We start from the raw sequence: 18,114 nt of genomic DNA, 5'->3' as shown, positions 1-18,114 counted from the left end.
GCATGCTCCATGTACAAACTGACCATCGAAGGCCTGCATAAAAGCTATGGCGAACATGAAGTACTCAAGGGCGTTTCGCTCAAGGCCAAGACCGGCGACGTCATCAGCCTGATCGGCGCCAGCGGCTCGGGCAAAAGTACCTTTCTGCGCTGTATCAACTTCCTGGAACAACCCAATGACGGCGCCATGACCCTGGACGGCCAGCCGATCCAGATGATCAAGGACCGCCACGGCATGCACGTTGCCGACGCCGACGAACTGCAACGCATCCGCACGCGCCTGGCCATGGTGTTCCAGCATTTCAACCTGTGGAGCCACATGACCGTGCTGGAAAACATCACCATGGCGCCGCGCCGGGTGTTGGGTGTGAGCAAGCAGGAAGCCGACGACCGTGCGCGTCGTTATCTCGACAAGGTCGGCCTGCCGGCACGGGTTGCCGAGCAGTACCCCGCTTTCCTCTCCGGCGGCCAGCAACAGCGCGTGGCCATTGCCCGTGCGCTGGCGATGGAGCCAGAGGTGATGCTCTTCGACGAACCCACTTCGGCCCTGGACCCGGAGCTGGTGGGCGAAGTGCTGAAGGTGATCCAGGGCCTGGCCGAAGAGGGCCGGACCATGATCATGGTGACCCACGAAATGAGCTTCGCCCGTAAAGTCTCGAACCAGGTGCTGTTCCTGCACCAGGGCCTGGTGGAAGAAGAAGGCGCGCCGGAAGACGTACTGGGCAACCCCAAGAGCGAACGGCTCAAGCAGTTTCTCAGTGGCAACCTGAAGTAGACCTCGGCACACCTGAATTGAGGAGCCAGGTACTGCTCTTGTGGCGAGGGGATTTATCCCCTCGCCACAGGGTTTTTAAAACCTTTCACATCCCGCCGTGGTCACTGAAGAAGGACTTTCAGGGCGCACGCGGCAGGCATGGCGACATCCAACAATTTCGCAAATCAGTGGTTCGGCGCCCGCGGCTGGAAGCCGTTTGCCTTTCAGAAGCAGGTATGGGCCGCGGTCAAGCGGGGGGAGTCCGGGCTGTTGCACGCCAGCACCGGTGCCGGCAAGACCTACGCCGTGTGGTTTGCCGCCCTCAACCGTTTCGCCCGCCCGGTACCGCCGCCGGATAAACCACGCAAACGCAAGCCGCCGGCCGAACCGCTGACCGTCCTGTGGATCACGCCGATGCGCGCATTGGCGGCCGACACCGGCAAGGCCCTCGAAGCGCCCCTGGCAGACCTGCAAGTGCCCTGGAGTGTCGGTCTGCGCACGGGCGACACCAGCGCCAGCGAACGCGCCCGCCAGGGCCGGCGCCTGCCCACCGCGCTGATCACCACGCCGGAAAGCCTGACCCTGATGCTCGCCCGGGCCGATGCGCAAGCCGCTGTCTCAACCCTGCGCATGGTCGTGGTGGATGAATGGCACGAATTGCTCGGCAACAAGCGTGGCGTGCAGTTGCAACTGGCCTTGGCGCGCTTGCGGCACTGGCATCCCGAACTCATCGTCTGGGGCGTGTCCGCAACCCTCGGTAACCAAGCCCACGCCGAGCAAGTGCTAATCCCGCAAGGCAACGGAATCAGCGTCCAAGGGGCCAACAGCAAGGCGCTGCAGGTCGACACGCTGCTGCCCCCGGCCCTCGAACGTTTCCCGTGGGCTGGGCACATTGGCCTGAAAATGCTGCCCCAGGTCGTTACTGAAATCGACACCAGCCGCAGCTGCCTGGTCTTCACCAACACCCGGGCACAGTCGGAAATCTGGTATCAGGCGCTTCTTGAGGCGAGACCCGATTGGGCCGGGCTGATCGCCCTGCACCATAGCTCGCTGTCGCGTGACACCCGGGATTGGGTGGAGCAAGCCTTGAAGGATGGTCAGCTCAAAGCGGTGGTCTGCACCTCCAGCCTGGACCTGGGGGTGGACTTTCTGCCGGTGGAACGGGTGCTGCAGATCGGCTCGGCCAAGGGGGTGGCGCGGCTGATGCAACGGGCCGGGCGCTCTGGTCACGCACCGGGGCGGGCCTCACGGGTGACACTGGTGCCGACCCACAGCCTGGAGTTGATCGAGGCCGCCGCCGCCCAGGACGCCGTGGCCCAGCGGCGCATCGAACCTCGCGAATCGCCGCACAAGCCGCTGGATGTCCTGGTGCAGCACCTGGTGAGCATGGCCTTGGGCGGCGGCTTCGTTCCCGACGAACTGTTCGAGGAGGTGCGGGGAGCCTGGGCCTACCGCGACCTCAACCCGGCCGAATGGGCCTGGGCCCTGGCCTTTGTACGCCACGGCGGCCTGTCATTGACCGCCTACCCCGATTACCGACGGGTCGAACCGGACGAAGACGGGGTCTGGCGCGTGCCCGACGTCCGCCTGGCCCGGCGTCACCGCATGAGCATCGGTACCATCGTCAGCGATGCCAGTCTGCAATTGAAGTTCTGGAGCAAGGGCGGCGGCGGCAAGACCCTGGGCAGCGTCGAGGAGGGCTTCATCGCTCGCCTGCGACCCGGCGACGGTTTCCTGTTCGCCGGGCGGCTGCTGGAATTGGTCCGGGTCGAAGACATGACCGCCTATGTGCGACGCAGCCAGGCCAAGAAGGCCGCTGTGCCACGCTGGAACGGCGGGCGCATGCCGCTTTCCAGCGAACTGGCGGCCGCTGTCGTGGCCCGGTTGAGCGAAGCCGCCGCGGGCCGCTTCGAGGGCCCGGAGATGCAAGCCGTGCAGCCTCTGCTGTTGACCCAGCAACGTTGGTCCGGTTTGCCTACGCAACATACCTTGCTGGCCGAAGCCCTCAAGTCCCGGGAAGGCTGGCATCTGTTCCTGTACCCATTTGCCGGGCGCCAGGTGCATCTGGGTCTGGCCAGCCTGCTGGCCTGGCGCGTCAGTCGGCAACAGCCGCTGACGTTTTCCATTGCGGTCAACGACTACGGCCTGGAACTGCTCAGCGCCACGGCAGTGGATTGGTCGCACTACCTGACCCCGAGCCTGCTGAGCGTCGATCACCTGCTGAACGACGTGCTCGCGAGCTTGAATGCCGGGGAACTGGCCCTGAGGCGCTTTCGCGAAATCGCCCGGATCGCCGGGCTGGTCTTCGCCGGCTACCCCGGTGCGCCGAAAAGCACCCGGCAAGTCCAGGCCTCCAGCGGGTTGTTCTTTCAGGTGTTCAAACAATACGACGCCGACAATCTGTTGCTGGCCCAGGCCGGGGAGGAAGTCTTGCGTGAAGAATTGGATATCCGTCGACTGGAGCAGACCTTGCAACGCCTCAATACCTTGAAGCTGGACCTGCACATGATCAAACGCCCCACCCCACTCGGGTTCCCGCTGCTGGTGGAGCGGTTCCGGGAAAGCATGAGCTCGGAAAAACTCGCCGACCGCATCCGGCGGATGGTCAGCGAGCTGGAAAAGACTGCCGATCGCGGTGACGTCTGATGCCAGCGCCGTATCCTGTCAGCCTGGCCGGCGAAGCGCTCTGGTTGCTCCCGGCAAAAGCCTTGTATTGGCCCGCCCAGGAAACCTTGATGGTGGCCGACGTTCATTTCGGCAAGGCCGCCGCCTATCGTCGCCTTGGGCAACCGGTGCCCCACGGCACCACCGCTAGCAATATCGCGGTGCTGGATGCATTACTGGCCAGCCTGGCGTGTCGGCAGTTGATCTTTCTCGGGGATTTTCTCCACGGTCCTGGCTCCCACGCACCCGGCACCTTGAAGGCACTTTCCGATTGGCGTGAACGACATCCGCACCTGGCCATGACGCTGATTCGTGGCAACCACGACAAACGCGCCGGCGACCCACCGCCAACGCTGAACATTCGCGTCGTATCGGAGCCGTTGCTACTGGGCCCTTTCGCCGTGCAACACGAGCCTACCCCCCACCCCAGCCGCCATGTACTGGCCGGCCACGTGCACCCGGTCTACCACCTGAGTGGCAAGGGCCGGCAACGCCTGCGCCTGGCTTGCTTTCGGCTGGGCAGCGAAATCAGCCTGCTACCGGCCTTCGGCGCGTTCACAGGCGGTTATCGAGTCGATCAAGACAGCGATTGCAGGATTTTTGTCATCGGCGATAACGAAATATGGCCCGTCAACTGAAGCACTCTGCCTGCGCTACCCCTGGCGGGCCAGCGTCTCATCAGGCAACAGGCGCAGGAGGCGGCTCGTCCGGCAGGGTAGGTTCGCCGGGTTCGGTAGGCTGTTCATTGGGCGTATCGGGATCGGGCTGGCCGGGGATGCCGCCTGCCGCTTCGGCAGGGTGTGCCAGCAGTGACCAGGCCATGACGCCGATCTGGTTGGGCTCAAGCCTTGCCAGCTCGGCACTGATTCGCGGATCGATCTTCATAGAGCAACTCCTGAGCGAAGGCCCGCTGCGCTGACGCACAAAAACGGGCAGTACACGCAATAGAGTGTCTGCCCGCTCAGGAATTCCAAACAGCTCGTCAGATTCAGGTACGCGGCAGCGTCACGCCGCGCTGGCCTTGGTATTTGCCGCCACGATCCTTGTAGGAGACTTCGCATTCTTCATCGGATTCAAGGAACAGCATCTGCGCCACACCCTCGTTGGCGTAGATTTTCGCCGGCAGGGTGGTGGTGTTGGAGAATTCCAGGGTCACGTGGCCTTCCCACTCGGGTTCCAGGGGCGTGACGTTGACGATGATGCCGCAACGGGCGTAGGTGCTCTTGCCCAGGCAGATGGTCAGCACGTTGCGCGGAATGCGGAAGTATTCGACGGTGCGGGCCAGGGCGAAGGAGTTCGGCGGGATGATGCAAACGTCGCTCTTGACGTCGACGAAGCTCTTCTCGTCGAAGTTCTTCGGGTCGACGGTGGCCGAATTGATGTTGGTGAACACCTTGAATTCGTCGGCGCAACGCACGTCGTAGCCGTAGCTGGAGACACCGAAGGAGATCAGCCGGTCGGCGCCTTCGCCACGCATCTGGCGCTCGACGAAGGGCTCGATCATGCCGTGCTCTTGCGCCATGCGGCGAATCCACTTGTCCGATTTGATGCTCATGGCGGTTTCCTGAAATAGCGAGGTGGAAAAAATACGTCCGGCATCTTACCGGGGCACGGGGCCGGGTTCAAAGCGCAGCACGCAAATCTCGCCGATCCACCTTGATTTCCGGGTCCTGCCGGCCATCGCCCGCGCCGTCAGTCACCAAATAAGAGAAACCTTCGCAAAGACCATTGGCACATTCTGGAAAAAGGGTTAAGGTGGCGCCACTGTGTTGCTTGTGTCACTGAGAATCTCTACACGATATGTTGAATTTCGATCCAACCATCTACAAGAATTTTTCCTGCTCTTTGCACTCAGTCTCGGCCAGGGTTCTTCCTGAGTCGCAGTTATCTTTGTTCAAGGAGTTACACCATGTCTAATCGCCAAACCGGTACCGTTAAGTGGTTCAACGATGAAAAAGGCTTCGGCTTCATCACCCCACAATCCGGTGACGACCTGTTCGTTCACTTCAAAGCTATCCAATCCGACGGCTTCAAAAGCCTGAAAGAAGGCCAACAGGTTTCTTTCATCGCTACCCGCGGTCAGAAAGGCATGCAAGCTGAAGAAGTTCAAGTTATCTAACTTGCACTTGCTTTAGTAAAAGGCCCCGCCCTCAAAAGCGGGGCTTTTTTGTGCCTGTCAGTTTTTCCCCAGCGCACAAAAAAACTGTGGGAGCGAGCTTGCTCGCGATAGCGGTGGATCAGCAACTACAACGTTGGCTGACAGACCGCTATCGCGAGCAAGCTCGCTCCCACAGGTGTGAGGGTGAGCTCGAATTACCAGGTCACGCCAAACCCGGCCGTGTACCGCGTCCTGCTCAAGTCACTGTCTTCAGTTCCTTCAATGACATCCTTCTCGGCCTTGAGGTTGAGTGACGCCCAGTCAGTGACCTTGTAGCGCAGCCCCATCTCAGCGTCATAGGCGTACTCCGCCACACCGGACAGCGGCTTGCCCACTTCGCCGTTGGTGAAGAACTCGACGCGCTTGCCAATCAGGTAGCGGTTGTAGTCCCACTTCATGGCCACAGAATAGAAGTTGTCCTTGCCGCCATCGCGGTATTCGTAGTCGGTGCGGTTCAACAGCGAGCCCAGGGAGAACGCACCCAGCTCGTCATCCCAGAACTGGTAGCCCGGACCGGTACCCACGACGCGCTGGCGCGCCAGGTCTTCGACCTTGTCGCGCTTGTAATTCAAGCGGCCTTGCCAAAACCATTTATCAGTGAAAAACCGGTCGAGGGAATACTCCAGGCGCCAGTTGTCGGTCGACACCACGTCGTCCTGGAATTCACGGTTGTATTCGCCTTCAGCGTTATGCCGCCATCTGCCGTGGCGCGCCGAGGTCTTGAAGTCGACATCGTAATCGTCGGTATCGTTTTCCGCGCGCTTGTAATCCAGTGCGGCATCGATATTGCCCTTCCATACCAAATCCTCGACCACCGGCTTGGGCTTGAGAATCTGCTGGATGCTGGCCAGCTCGACGGTCTTGGGCGCGTCACCGTTGGCCAGGGTGACCTTGCCATCCTCGGCGGCCTGCAGCGCCTTGGCCTTCTCGCCGGTGTAGGCATCCTGCTTGACCAGCAATTGCTGGTCACTTTCGAGGGTCTTGACCTGCTTCCAATCAATAGGAACCGCGCCGGCGTAATCAGTCTGGATCAGCAACTTGCCGCCATCGAAAACGGTGATTTTACCGGTCAGCTTGTCACCGTTCTTCAACCAGACGGTATCGGCAAGCAAGGGCATGGAGGCGCTGGTAACAGCTAGGCACAACAGGGTTCTAGACAACATAAGCGATAATGGGCTCAAGTTTTCAGTGAAAAGGCGGCATTATCCCCCAGGATGACACCTCAGCAAGGACTGACCCGTGTAGGGCGGATGAGTTCATTTCTCAACCCGTCCTGTAGGAATTAATCTACAGACGGACACCTCATTCAGGAACCTTTACGTGACTGACAGATCCGCGGACACCGAGAACGCCGCCCAGATCCGCCGCACGACCCTTTACCTGACCCTGGCCCAAGTGCCAGCGGGCAAAGTCGTCACCTATGGCCAACTCGCCGAAATGGCCGGCCTGGGGCGCGCGGCGCGCTGGGTCGGGCGAACCCTCAGCCAACTGCCAAACGACACCAAGCTGCCCTGGCATCGGGTATTGGGTGCCGGTGGTCGGATCAGCCTGCCGGTGGGCAGCGCCTCAGGGGATGAACAGCGCGCACGCCTGCGCCTGGAAGGGATCAGTGTCCTGAACAATCGTGTTGATATTCAGCGCCATGGCTGGCGCCCGGTAGAGCACAGCGGTTAGAGTGCGCGCTTTGTTTTCGCAATTTTTGAGGCAGACTCCAGCCCATGCCCCGTAAAACCTGGCGCGCCGCCCTCGCCGCCTATGCCAGTCCCTCAACGCTCGTGCTGTTGCTGCTTGGCTTCGCCGCCGGCTTGCCATACATGCTGGTGTTTTCCACGCTTTCAGTCTGGTTGCGCGAAGCCGGCGTGGCCCGCGAAACCATCGGCTACGCGAGCCTGATCGGTCTGGCATACGCCTTTAAATGGGTCTGGTCACCACTGCTCGACCAATGGCGCCTGCCGCTGCTGGGCAAACTGGGGCGCCGTCGCTCATGGCTGGTGCTCTCCCAGGCTTTGGTGATCCTCGGCCTGATCGGCATGGGTTTCTGTGACCCACAAAAACACCTGTCATGGTTGATCGCCATCGCCGTGATCGTAGCCTTCGCCTCCGCGACACAGGACATCGCCGTCGACGCCTATCGCCTGGAAATCGCCGACGACACCCGCCAGGCCGCCCTCGCCGCCAGCTACATGTCCGGTTACCGCATCGCCGCGCTACTGGCCACCGCCGGCGCCCTGTTCTTCGCCGAAGGCTTTGGCTCCACCGGTTTCAACTACAAACACTCGGCATGGGCCGGTACTTACCTGTTGTTCGGCGTGCTGATGGTCCCGGCGCTTCTCACCTCGCTGTTCATGCGCGAGCCGCCGGTGCCGCTGCGTACCCAATTGCAGGCCGGACGCTACACGTTCGTTCATCAGTTGGCGTCGGTATTCGTGCTGATCGTGCTGCTGGTCTCCGTCCCGGCGATGTTTACCCAGCTGTTCAACACCGACTTCGCCAGCGTGCTGTTCGAGGGCGTCAGCCTGCTCGACCTGCTGCTCGAAGACCGCGCCTTCCTGCGGGCCATCCTCTATACCATCCTGACCGCCCTGTGCCTGTCGGCCATGGGTCGGCGCGGACTGGCGCCGGTTCTGACGCCGATCAACGACTTTATCCTGCGTTATCGCTGGCAGGCCCTGCTGCTGCTCGGGCTGATCGCAACCTATCGGATGTCCGACACGGTCATGGGCGTCATGGCCAACGTGTTCTACATCGACCAAGGGTTCACCAAGGACCAGATCGCCAGCGTCAGCAAGATTTTCGGGCTGATCATGACCCTCGTCGGTGCCGGCATGGGCGGCCTGCTGATCGTACGTTTCGGCATCCTGCCCATCCTGTTCATCGGCGGTGTCGCCTCGGCCGCCACCAACATCCTCTTCCTGATGCTGACCGACATGGGCGCCAACCTGAAGATGTTGATTGTCACCATCTCCCTGGACAACTTCAGTTCCGGCCTGGCCACTTCGGCGTTCGTCGCCTACCTGTCGAGCCTCACCAACCTGAAATTCTCCGCCACCCAATACGCCCTGCTCAGCTCGATCATGCTGTTGCTGCCGCGCTTGATCGGTGGTTACTCAGGGGTGATGGTGGAGAAGTTCGGTTACCACAATTTCTTCCTGATCACCGCCCTGCTGGGCGTGCCAACCCTGCTGCTGATCGCCTTGCACTGGTTCCAGGAGAACCGTCGCCAGGATTCGACACCCACCGAGGAACCGGCGCCCACCCGGCCCGCGGAAGAGTCGTAGGAAACTTCAGCAAACGCCGGGGAAACCGGCGTTCGCACCTGGCGACCGGCCACGCGCCTGTACGCCAGGGCATCTCGCCCGTACAATGCTCCGTCACTTCTCGTCATCAGCAACCGACAACGGCCAACCATGCGCACCAGTCAATATTTGCTCGCCACACAGAAAGAAACGCCTTCCGACGCCGTCGTGATCAGCCATCAGTTGATGCTGCGTGCCGGCATGATCCGCAAACTCGCTTCCGGCCTGTACACCTGGCTGCCGATGGGTTTGCGCGTCATGCGCAAGGTGGAAGCCATCGTTCGGGAAGAGATGGACGCCGCTGGCGCCCTGGAAGTATTGATGCCGGGCACCCAACCGGCCGAGCTGTGGCAGGAATCGGGACGCTGGGAAGAATACGGCCCTGAGCTGCTGCGCATCAAAGACCGTCACGGTCGCGACTTCTGTGCAGGCCCGACCCACGAAGAAGTGATCACCGACCTGATGCGCAACGAGTTGAGCAGCTACAAGCAGTTGCCCATCAACCTGTACCAGATCCAGACCAAGTTCCGTGACGAGATCCGTCCACGCTTCGGCCTGATGCGCGGTCGCGAATTCATCATGAAGGACGCCTACTCGTTCCATGCCGACCTGGCTTCGCTGCAGGTCACCTACGACCGCATGCACCAGGCGTATTGCAACGTGTTCACCCGCCTGGGCCTGAAATTCCGTCCGGTTGAAGCCGACAACGGTTCCATCGGTGGCGCCGGTTCCCACGAGTTCCACGTACTGGCCGAGTCCGGCGAAGACGACATCGTCTTCAGCAACGGCTCCGACTACGCCGCGAACATCGAGAAGGCCGAAGCCGTGCCTCGGGAAACTACCCGCGCCGCGCCGACCGAAGAGCTGCGCCTGGTGGACACGCCGAACGCCAAGACCATTGCCCAGTTGGTGGAAGGCTACAACCTGCCGATAGAGCGCACCATCAAGACCCTGATCGTGCGGGCGGAAGAAGCCGGCAAGCTGATTGCCCTGATCGTCCGTGGCGACCACGAACTGAATGAAATCAAGGCCGCCAACCAGCCAGGCGTCGCCAGCCCGCTGGTCATGGCCACCGAAGCCGATCTGCGCGACGCCATTGGCGCCGGCGCCGGCTCCCTCGGCCCGTTGAACCTGCCACTGCCGATCATCATCGACCGTTCGGTGGCATTGATGAGCGACTTCGCCATCGGTGCCAACATCGACGACAAGCACTACTTCGGCGTGAACTGGGAACGCGACCTGCCGGTTCCAACCGTCGCGGACCTGCGCAATGTCGTGGCCGGCGACCCGAGCCCCGATGGCAAGGGCACCCTGGAAATCAAGCGGGGCATCGAGGTCGGGCACATCTTCCAGCTGGGCAACAAGTACAGCAAGGCGATGAAGTGCGAAGTGCTGGGCGAGAACGGCAAGCCGGTCACCCTGGAAATGGGTTGCTACGGCATCGGCGTTTCCCGCGTGGTGGCAGCCGCCATCGAGCAGAACAACGACGAGAAAGGCATCATCTGGAGCGACACACTGGCGCCGTTCCAGGTGGCCCTGGTGCCGCTGCGCTATGAAACCGACCTGGTGCGTGAAGCCACCGATAAGCTCTACGCCGAACTGACGGCCGCCGGCTTCGAAGTGCTGCTGGACGACCGCGACAAGAAAACCAGCCCCGGCATCAAGTTCGCGGACATGGAACTGATCGGCATCCCCCACCGGATCGTCGTCAGTGACCGTGGCCTGGCCGAAGGCAACCTGGAATACAAGAGCCGCACCGAGGCCGAGCCGCAAGCGCTGCCGGTCGCCGACGTGCTGTCGTTCCTCCAGGCCCGTATCCGCCGCTGACACCAGATAGAGACGTCATGTTCAAGCGAAACACCTTAGGCCTCGGTGGCGCCGCCCTGTGCGGCGCCCTGCTGGTCAGCGGCTGTGCCAACCAAATGTCACAACGCAGCGAGCACGAAGAGCGGGTCGAGCGCAAACTGCTCGACCACAGCCTGCAAATCGACGTGGGCGAACCGAAGGTGCTCGACCTGCCGCAGCGCCGGGTGCGCATCAATGAGCAGAAGACCTTCGAAGTCACTGAGTTCGAGGTCACCCGCCATTACGATCGCTACACGCCGTACCAACCCTGGCGCGAGATCTACGAGATCCCCCTGGGCGCGGTGGCCGTGGTGGCCGGTGTCGGTGCGAACGTGGTCAATGTGTTCGCCCTCGGCAACCTGCCAGACACGGCGACCCGCGACTGGATCAGCTACGGTTTCGCTGGGCTCAACCCGTTCATGAACGTCCCCTCCCATGGCCGTGCCCAGCAGAATCTGGCGGGCATCGACGAAGTCCAGCGCGACAAGCGCACGGAACACTCGAGCCTGCCCTGGAGCGAACGCCCGGTGGAGGTCAAGGCCGCCCGGCAGACCTTCGAGCTGAGCACTGACCGTAACGGCGTGCTGCGCTTGAACCTGCTGGAAAGCCCGTTCGCCGAACAGGACCTGAGCCAGTTCGGCAAATTGCAGATCAGCGTGACGGATGCCCAGGACGAAGTGCACACCGACTCATCCCTGAGCATCAGCAGCACCTTGCGCAGCAAACTGCTGGAAGCTCACGCACTGATCTACGACGATCTGGAAGACGACGAGGTGAGCCAGTGGGTTCATCGGGTCAAGCGCCTGTCGGAGCTGGGACTTGAAGAAGAGGCTAGCGAACTGGAACAGAGCCTGATCGAACTGACGCGCAACGATCCGGAGTTGCAGACCGAATTCATGAAAGCCCTGACCAAGGATGGCGGGCGGTTGGTGGCGGATCCGGGGGCTCACTGAAATCCCCTTTGCTCCCACTGAACCTGTAGGAGCTGTCGAGCGAAGTGAGGCTGCGATCTTTCCCCAGACACTTGAGTCTCAAGCGAAAGATCAAAAGATCGTAGCCTTCGGCAGCTCCTACAGCCCCAGCGGGAGCAAGCTCCCTCGCCACAAGAGCAAGACAAGGCATTCAGCCAAGCAGTCTCATCGCTCGAACAACTCCAACTGCTCGAACCCACCCCGCAAATCTTCCAGCCGCACCCCGATCCCCAATAACCGCACCGGCTTGCCGCCCCGGTTGAACGCCTGGGTCAACAGCAACTGATAACTGCCCAGGTCCCGCCCTGCCCCGGCCTGTTCCAACGTGGTCTGGGTAAAGTCGTGAAACTTCACTTTGACGAACGGCTTGCCCGGTCGATAACTGCTGTCGATCCGCGCCATGCGCCCTCTGAGGGTTTCCATCAGTTCCGGCAGTTTGTCGAGACAACTCACCAGGTCGGGCAGGTCGACATCGTAGGTGTTTTCCACACTGATGGACTGCCGTCGGCTATCGTTGTGCACCAGACGTTCATCGATTCCACGGGCCAGGCTCCAGAGCCGCTCACCGAAACTGCCGAATTCGCGCACTAGCGCCAGCTTGTCCCACTGACGCAACTGCAGGCAATCGACGATACCGAGCCGGTTCAGCTTCTCGGCGGTGACCTTGCCTACACCGTGGAGCTTGCTGACCGGCAGGGCCGAGACAAAATCCTCGACCTGGTCCGGGGTGATGACAAACAATCCGTTGGGCTTTTTCCAGTCACTGGCGATCTTGGCCAGGAACTTGTTCGGCGCGACGCCGGCGGACACAGTGATGTGCAGCTGGTTGGAGACACGTCGGCGAATGTCCTGGGCGATGCGGGTGGCACTGCCGCCGAAATGGGCACTGGCAGATACATCCAGGTAGGCCTCGTCCAGGGACAGCGGCTCGATCAGGTCGGTGTAATCGCTGAAAATCGTATGAATTTCCTTCGATGCTTCCCGATAGGCCTCCATCCGTGGCTTGACGATGGTGAGGTCCGGGCAGAGCTTCAAGGCGTGGCCGGAAGACATGGCCGAGCGCACGCCGTAGGCCCGCGCTTCGTAGTTACAAGTGGCGATCACACCCCGCCGATCCGCCGAGCCCCCCACCGCCATGGGCTTGCCGGCCAGCCGCGGATCATCGCGCATCTCGATAGCGGCATAGAAACAGTCACAGTCGACATGGATGATTTTACGTTGCGTCATAGAAGAACAGGGTGTGGGACGAATCGGGCCACCAGTATCGCACCGGCACCTGTATATAGCACCAGTAGTTTGAAAGATCCTTCGTCGGGCTCTGAAAACACCTACACAAATTTACTTCTTCAATCGCAACGTCCCCTCCAATAGAGCTTGAGCCCTTGCCAGGCCTGCGTCACAGCGCTGTCACAATGCCCACGCGCAAGGCTAAGCGCTTGAAGCGGAACAGTTTTTTGTGACGCAAGGGTTGACAGCGGCTCGATCCTCTGTAGAATGCCGCCACACAGACGCGGGATGGAGCAGTCTGGTAGCTCGTCGGGCTCATAACCCGAAGGTCGTCGGTTCAAATCCGGCTCCCGCAACCAAACATCAAAGAAGGCTACTCGAAAGAGTGGCCTTTTTTGTGCGTGCTTGTTTTTTGACCACACGATCAGAGACACGCTGCCTGCGACACCCCGCGCCCTGCAAGTTGTAGGACAATTTCCCTTTAATTCCGCGCATTTAGGAAGGCAAGGGATGGATCGGCCGTTTATTTGACCCTGGCGTCTTTTAACGGTTGACACTCCGGCGTTCGCCTGTAGAATGCCGCCACACAGACGCGGGATGGAGCAGTCTGGTAGCTCGTCGGGCTCATAACCCGAAGGTCGTCGGTTCAAATCCGGCTCCCGCAACCAAATATCAAGAAAGGCTACTCGCAAGAGTGGCCTTTTTTGTGTCTGGCGAAAAAAGCTCTACATTACAAAGATTTTGTAATTATTTTCCTTCGCGGGGATTGGTAACTTGGCTGGATACCCCCATCCTGTCGCGCATAGCTCAAGAGGTGATTGATGCGCGCCCACTCGTCTGACCCGCAAGACTCCGTTACTGCGACACAACCGATCAAAGCCGAGCGACTGCGCTGGCTGGATCGGATCAGCCAGTACCGCCAGCCCATTGGCCTCGCGGTCACGCTGCTGCTGTTTGCGATTGCATTGATTGCCTGCCGCCATCTGCTGAGCGAGCTCGATCTATACGCTTTGCACGACTCGATTCTTGAAGTGCCCCGCCCCGCCCTGCTTGGTGCGATCGCCGCAACGGTCGCCGGCTTCATCATTCTTTTGGGCTATGAATGGTCCGCCAGCCGTTACGCCGGTGTGACGCTGCCGCCACAAACCATGGTCCTGGGCGGGTTCACCGCGTTCGCCATCGGTAATGCCATTGGCCTGTCGCTGCTGTCGGGCGGTTCGGTTCGCTACCGCCTGTATGCGCGCCATGGCCTGGGGGCATCGGATGTCGCCCATATGACGCTGTTCGCCAGCCTTTCCCTGGGCTGCGCGTTGCCGCCGTTGGCAGCCCTGGCGACACTCAGCAACCTGCCCGCCGCGTCTGCCGCGCTGCACTTGCCTGCCGCTTTGCTGGGGGCTATTTCCGTGGCGGTGCTGCTGCTCACCAGCGTATTGGCCATCGGCATTTACCGCCGGCGCCTGCCGGAACAGCCGCATCGGGACAGCCTTCTGGTAAAGGCCGGGCGTCGCACGCTGCGCATGCCGGGCCGACGCCTGACCTTCCTGCAACTGGTGATCACCGCGTTGGATGTCGCCGCGGCCGCCACCGTGTTGTATCTGTTGCTGCCCGAGGCACCGCCGTTCGGCGCTTTCCTGCTGGTGTACCTGCTGGCCCTGGCCGCTGGCGTGCTCAGCCATGTACCGGGTGGAGTCGGGGTATTCGAGGCGATCCTGCTGGCCGCGTTTGCCGACAAACTCGGCGCCGCACCACTGGCCGCCGCGCTGTTGCTGTATCGCTTGATCTACGTGCTGCTGCCGATGCTGGTGGCCTGCGTGTTGCTGCTGATCAACGAGGCGCAACGGCTGTTCCAGACGCGTCAGAGCCTGCGGGCGGCATCGGGTTTCGCCGCGCCGATCCTGGCGGTGCTGGTGTTTCTCTCCGGCGTGGTGCTGCTGTTTTCCGGCGTGACACCGGAAATCGACACCCGCCTGGAGCACATCGGCTTCCTGATCCCCCATCGGCTGGTGGACGCTTCGCATTTCGGCGCCAGCCTGGTGGGCGTGTTGTGCCTGTTGCTCGCCCAAGGCTTGCGCCGTCGCCTGTCGGCCGCCTGGATGCTGACCACGGTTCTGCTGCTGGTGGGCGCCCTGCTCTCGCTGCTCAAGGGCTTCGACTGGGAAGAAGCCACGCTACTGACCCTGACGGCCGCCCTGCTGGCGGTATTCCGGCGCTCCTTTTATCGTCCGAGCCGCCTGACTGAACTGCCGTTTTCCCCGCTGTTCCTGATCGCCAGCCTTTGCGTGCTCGGCGCGTCGATCTGGCTGCTGCTGTTTGCCTATCAGGACGTGCCCTACAGCCATCAACTGTGGTGGCAGTTCACCCTCGATGCCGACGCCCCTCGCGGCCTGCGCTCGCTTCTGGGCGCCGCGGTGCTGCTGGTGGTGGTATCCCTGACCTGGCTGCTGCGCACCGCGCGTCCGGTGATCCATCTGCCGACGGCCGAAGAGCTGGAGCGGGCCAAGAAGATTCTCATGACCTCCTCGCAACCCGATGGCGGCCTGGCCCTGACCGGTGACAAGGCGTTGCTGTTCCACCCCAACGACGAAGCCTTCCTGATGTATGCCCGCCGTGGTCGCAGCCTGGTGGCGTTGTATGACCCGATCGGTCCGACCCAGCAACGGGCCGAAATGATCTGGCAGTTCCGCGACCTGTGCGACATCCACCATGCCCGTCCGGTGTTCTATCAGGTGCGCGCCGAAAACCTGCCGTACTACATGGACATCGGCCTGACGGCCATCAAGCTGGGCGAGGAAGCACGGGTCAACCTCAAGCGTTTCGATCTCGAAGCCAAGGGCAAAGAGATGAAGGACCTGCGCTACACCTGGAACCGCGGCACCCGTGACGGCCTGTCGCTGGAAATCCACGAACCGGGCCAGGCACCGATGGATGAGCTCAAGGTCATTTCCGATGCCTGGCTGACTGGCAAGAACGTGCGGGAAAAAGGTTTCTCCCTGGGGCGTTTCAGCGATGACTACCTCAAGCATTTCCGCATCGCGGTGATTCGTTTCGAGGGTCGGCCGGTGGCGTTCGCCAACCTGTTGGAAACCCACAGCCATGAACTGGCCAGCCTCGACCTGATGCGCGCCCACCCCGAGGCGCCGAAACTGACCATGGAATTCATGATGGTCGGCCTCATCCAGCATTATAAAAACCATGACTACGCCCGCTTCAGCCTCGGCATGGTCCCGCTGTCGGGCCTGCAGCCGCGGCGCGGTGCGCCGCTGACCCAGCGCCTGGGCTCGATGGTGTTCCGCCGTGGCGAACAGCTCTATAACTTCCAGGGGCTGCGCCGCTTTAAAGACAAATTCCAGCCTGACTGGGAACCTCGTTACATGGCCGTGCCCGCCGGACTCGATCCGCTGGTGGCGCTGGCCGATACTGCCGCCCTGATTGCGGGCGGCCTGACCGGACTGGTGAAACGCTGATGATGCAACGCTCCTGGCGATACGTAGTGGCCGCCCTGCTGGTGCTGGCGGTGATTCTCGGTGGTGGTTACTGGTACTGGAACCGCCCGGCCCCGCAACCGACCCTGGAACAACTGGCGCCCGCCGATGGCGCAGCGCTGACCCGGGTCACTCCCGGTACCAAGGCACGTGCCCGGGTGCTGGTGGCAGTCAATGAAGACCAGAAACTCAACGACACGCAATTGACGACCCTCAGCCGCAGCGGCTCGGCGCAGATCGTCCAGGTGATCCTGCCCAAGGACTGCATGTTGCAAGGCCGTGCCCTGCAGGCCGGCCTGAGAGAGCTCCAAGGCCCGGCCACGCTGGTCAGCGGTATCGGCCCTGGCGCCGTGCTGGCCTGGCGTTGGCTGACTGAACAGAAGGACGACAAGGCCAAGGCCGTTTCAGTGGACCTGGCCCTGGAAAAACCCGGCTGCACCCATCTGCTGCCTAAAAAGGCAACCCACGGCCATTGGCTGGTGGCTTGGAACGATAACCCTGACGACACCAGCGCCGGTTTCGTACGCGACCAATCGAATGCCGAGACCAGCATCAGCGACTACGACATCAACCTGCCGCAAGTGCTGAACAACGAACTGCGCAAGATCCTGGTGGGCACTGACAAGGCCAAGGGCGGCCTGAGCATCCCGGTAGTGGAAGTCCCGGCCAGCCAGACACGGGACACCGTCACCCTGTTTCTCTCCGGAGATGGCGGCTGGCGCGACCTGGACCGCGACGTGGCCGATGAAATGGCCAAGATCGGCTACCCGGTGGTCGGCATCGACACCCTGCGCTACTACTGGCAACACAAGAGCCCGGAGCAGAGCGCGGCGGACCTGACCGAGCTGATGCAGCACTACCGGCAGATCTGGGGTACCAAGCGCTTCATCCTGACCGGCTACTCCTTCGGCGCCGACGTGTTGCCGGCCATCTATAACCGCCTGCCGGCCACCGAACAACAACGAGTCGATGCGATCATCCTGCTGGCCTTCGCCCGCACCGGCAGCTTCGAGATCGAAGTCGAAGGCTGGCTCGGCAACGCCGGCACCGAAGCCGCCACCGGCCCGGAGATGGCCAAGCTGCCAGCCGAGAAAGTGGTGTGCATCTACGGCGGTGAAGAAGCCGACGAAAGCGGCTGCACCGACAAGACAGCCGTTGGCGAAGCCATCAAGCTGCCCGGCGGCCATCACTTCGACGAGAACTACCCGGCCCTGGCCAAGCGCCTGATCGATGAGATCAACAAGCGCCAGAACAAGACCGCCGAACAGTAAGTCGATACACGCCTGACAAAAAGCCCCGGCTGCCTCAAGGTTGCCGGGGCTTTTTGTGCTCGACTGCCCCCCACTGTGGGAGCTAATACTGTTCATTCAAGAAAAATGATGGACCTGTGGCGAGGGAGCTTGCTCCCGCTCGGCTGCGAAGCAGTCGTAAACCGACGGGGCGGTGTGTCTGATTCTCCGCATTTGGCAGGTTTTGGGGCCGCTTCGCAGCCCAGCGGGAGCAAGCTCCCTCGCCACGGGCTTGTCGATTGCTTTAAGTGAACAGCATTACCCTGTGGGAACGAGCTTGCTCGCGATGGCGGTGGCAGATTCAACATCTTTGCAAACTGACACTCCACTATCGCGAGCAAGCTCGCTCCCACAGGGGCTGACTCTGGCATCAGCCTTTGTGTTGCCCACAAAAAAGCCCCCGCCGCCGCAAGGCAACGAGGGCTTTTG

The 18,114-nt window shown here is 61.6% G+C and carries 14 protein-coding genes and 2 tRNA genes; 12 read left to right on the top strand and 4 right to left on the bottom strand.

Going from position 1 to position 18,114, the window contains the following annotated elements:
- Nucleotides 1–9: 9 nt before the first annotated feature.
- From AB7M32_RS10555 to pdeM, 3 genes are all read left to right on the top strand, one after another.
- Nucleotides 10–774 (top strand): ABC transporter ATP-binding protein, encoded by a 765-nt coding sequence (locus AB7M32_RS10555; protein WP_072409574.1) that lies wholly within the window; start codon nucleotides 10–12, stop codon nucleotides 772–774.
- 138 nt (nucleotides 775–912) lie between these two features.
- Nucleotides 913–3,399, top strand: coding sequence for a ligase-associated DNA damage response DEXH box helicase (locus AB7M32_RS10550; RefSeq protein ID WP_454249858.1), 2,487 nt, complete (start codon nucleotides 913–915; stop codon nucleotides 3,397–3,399).
- Nucleotides 3,399–4,055 carry a ligase-associated DNA damage response endonuclease PdeM gene (gene pdeM, locus AB7M32_RS10545; protein WP_454249857.1) on the top strand — a complete coding sequence of 219 codons (657 nt, stop codon included), beginning with the start codon at nucleotides 3,399–3,401 and terminating at the stop codon, nucleotides 4,053–4,055. The genes AB7M32_RS10550 and pdeM overlap by 1 nt, the downstream gene beginning before the upstream one ends.
- Nucleotides 4,056–4,095: 40 nt before the next feature.
- On the opposite strand, the gene AB7M32_RS10540 is transcribed toward pdeM, so the two are convergent.
- Both AB7M32_RS10540 and dcd read right to left on the bottom strand, forming a co-directional pair.
- Nucleotides 4,096–4,302 (bottom strand): hypothetical protein, encoded by a 207-nt coding sequence (locus AB7M32_RS10540; RefSeq protein ID WP_041022879.1) that lies wholly within the window; start codon nucleotides 4,300–4,302, stop codon nucleotides 4,096–4,098.
- 103 nt (nucleotides 4,303–4,405) lie between these two features.
- Nucleotides 4,406–4,972, bottom strand: a complete 567-nt coding sequence (gene dcd / locus AB7M32_RS10535) for a dCTP deaminase (RefSeq protein WP_003184751.1) — start codon at nucleotides 4,970–4,972, stop codon at nucleotides 4,406–4,408.
- Nucleotides 4,973–5,326: 354 nt separating this feature from the next.
- Between dcd and AB7M32_RS10530 the strand changes: the two genes are divergently transcribed.
- Entirely contained in the window at nucleotides 5,327–5,536 is a 210-nt protein-coding gene (locus AB7M32_RS10530; RefSeq protein ID WP_002554837.1) for a cold-shock protein, read from the top strand.
- Between the two features lie 194 nt (nucleotides 5,537–5,730).
- Here the strand turns inward: AB7M32_RS10530 and AB7M32_RS10525 are convergent, their stop codons facing one another.
- Entirely contained in the window at nucleotides 5,731–6,738 is a 1,008-nt protein-coding gene (locus AB7M32_RS10525) for a DUF481 domain-containing protein (protein WP_072409568.1), read from the bottom strand.
- Nucleotides 6,739–6,895: 157 nt separating this feature from the next.
- Here AB7M32_RS10525 and AB7M32_RS10520 point away from each other — a divergent pair, with 157 nt between their 5' ends.
- The 4 genes from AB7M32_RS10520 (at nucleotide 6,896) to AB7M32_RS10505 (ending at nucleotide 11,669) form a co-directional block, all read left to right on the top strand.
- Nucleotides 6,896–7,249 carry an MGMT family protein gene (locus AB7M32_RS10520; protein ID WP_454249856.1) on the top strand — a complete coding sequence of 118 codons (354 nt, stop codon included), beginning with the start codon at nucleotides 6,896–6,898 and terminating at the stop codon, nucleotides 7,247–7,249.
- 44 nt (nucleotides 7,250–7,293) lie between these two features.
- Nucleotides 7,294–8,853 (top strand): AmpG family muropeptide MFS transporter, encoded by a 1,560-nt coding sequence (locus AB7M32_RS10515; RefSeq protein WP_072409564.1) that lies wholly within the window; start codon nucleotides 7,294–7,296, stop codon nucleotides 8,851–8,853.
- A 129-nt stretch (nucleotides 8,854–8,982) separates the two neighbouring features.
- Nucleotides 8,983–10,698 (top strand): proline--tRNA ligase, encoded by a 1,716-nt coding sequence (locus AB7M32_RS10510; RefSeq protein WP_072409562.1) that lies wholly within the window; start codon nucleotides 8,983–8,985, stop codon nucleotides 10,696–10,698.
- Between the two features lie 17 nt (nucleotides 10,699–10,715).
- Nucleotides 10,716–11,669, top strand: coding sequence for a hypothetical protein (locus AB7M32_RS10505; RefSeq protein WP_072409560.1), 954 nt, complete (start codon nucleotides 10,716–10,718; stop codon nucleotides 11,667–11,669).
- A 183-nt stretch (nucleotides 11,670–11,852) separates the two neighbouring features.
- On the opposite strand, the gene dinB is transcribed toward AB7M32_RS10505, so the two are convergent.
- A complete protein-coding gene (gene dinB, locus AB7M32_RS10500) occupies nucleotides 11,853–12,914 on the bottom strand; it encodes a DNA polymerase IV (RefSeq protein WP_454249855.1) in 1,062 nt (353 codons plus the stop codon).
- Between the two features lie 282 nt (nucleotides 12,915–13,196).
- On the opposite strand from dinB, the gene AB7M32_RS10495 reads away from it, so the two are divergent.
- From AB7M32_RS10495 to AB7M32_RS10480, 4 genes are all read left to right on the top strand, one after another.
- Nucleotides 13,197–13,273 (top strand) — tRNA-Met (locus tag AB7M32_RS10495).
- Nucleotides 13,274–13,505: 232 nt separating this feature from the next.
- Nucleotides 13,506–13,582 (top strand) — tRNA-Met (locus tag AB7M32_RS10490).
- Between the two features lie 153 nt (nucleotides 13,583–13,735).
- Nucleotides 13,736–16,378, top strand: coding sequence for a bifunctional lysylphosphatidylglycerol flippase/synthetase MprF (gene mprF / locus AB7M32_RS10485; protein ID WP_072410528.1), 2,643 nt, complete (start codon nucleotides 13,736–13,738; stop codon nucleotides 16,376–16,378).
- Nucleotides 16,378–17,667 carry a virulence factor family protein gene (locus tag AB7M32_RS10480; RefSeq protein WP_454249854.1) on the top strand — a complete coding sequence of 430 codons (1,290 nt, stop codon included), beginning with the start codon at nucleotides 16,378–16,380 and terminating at the stop codon, nucleotides 17,665–17,667. Before mprF ends, AB7M32_RS10480 begins: the two co-directional genes overlap by 1 nt.
- The last annotated feature ends 447 nt before the right edge of the window (nucleotides 17,668–18,114 follow it).

Source organism: Pseudomonas sp. R151218B TE3479 (genome assembly GCF_053629195.1).
The sequence above is the reverse complement of the archived record's forward strand: the minus strand, read 5'-3'. Positions and strand labels throughout refer to the sequence as shown.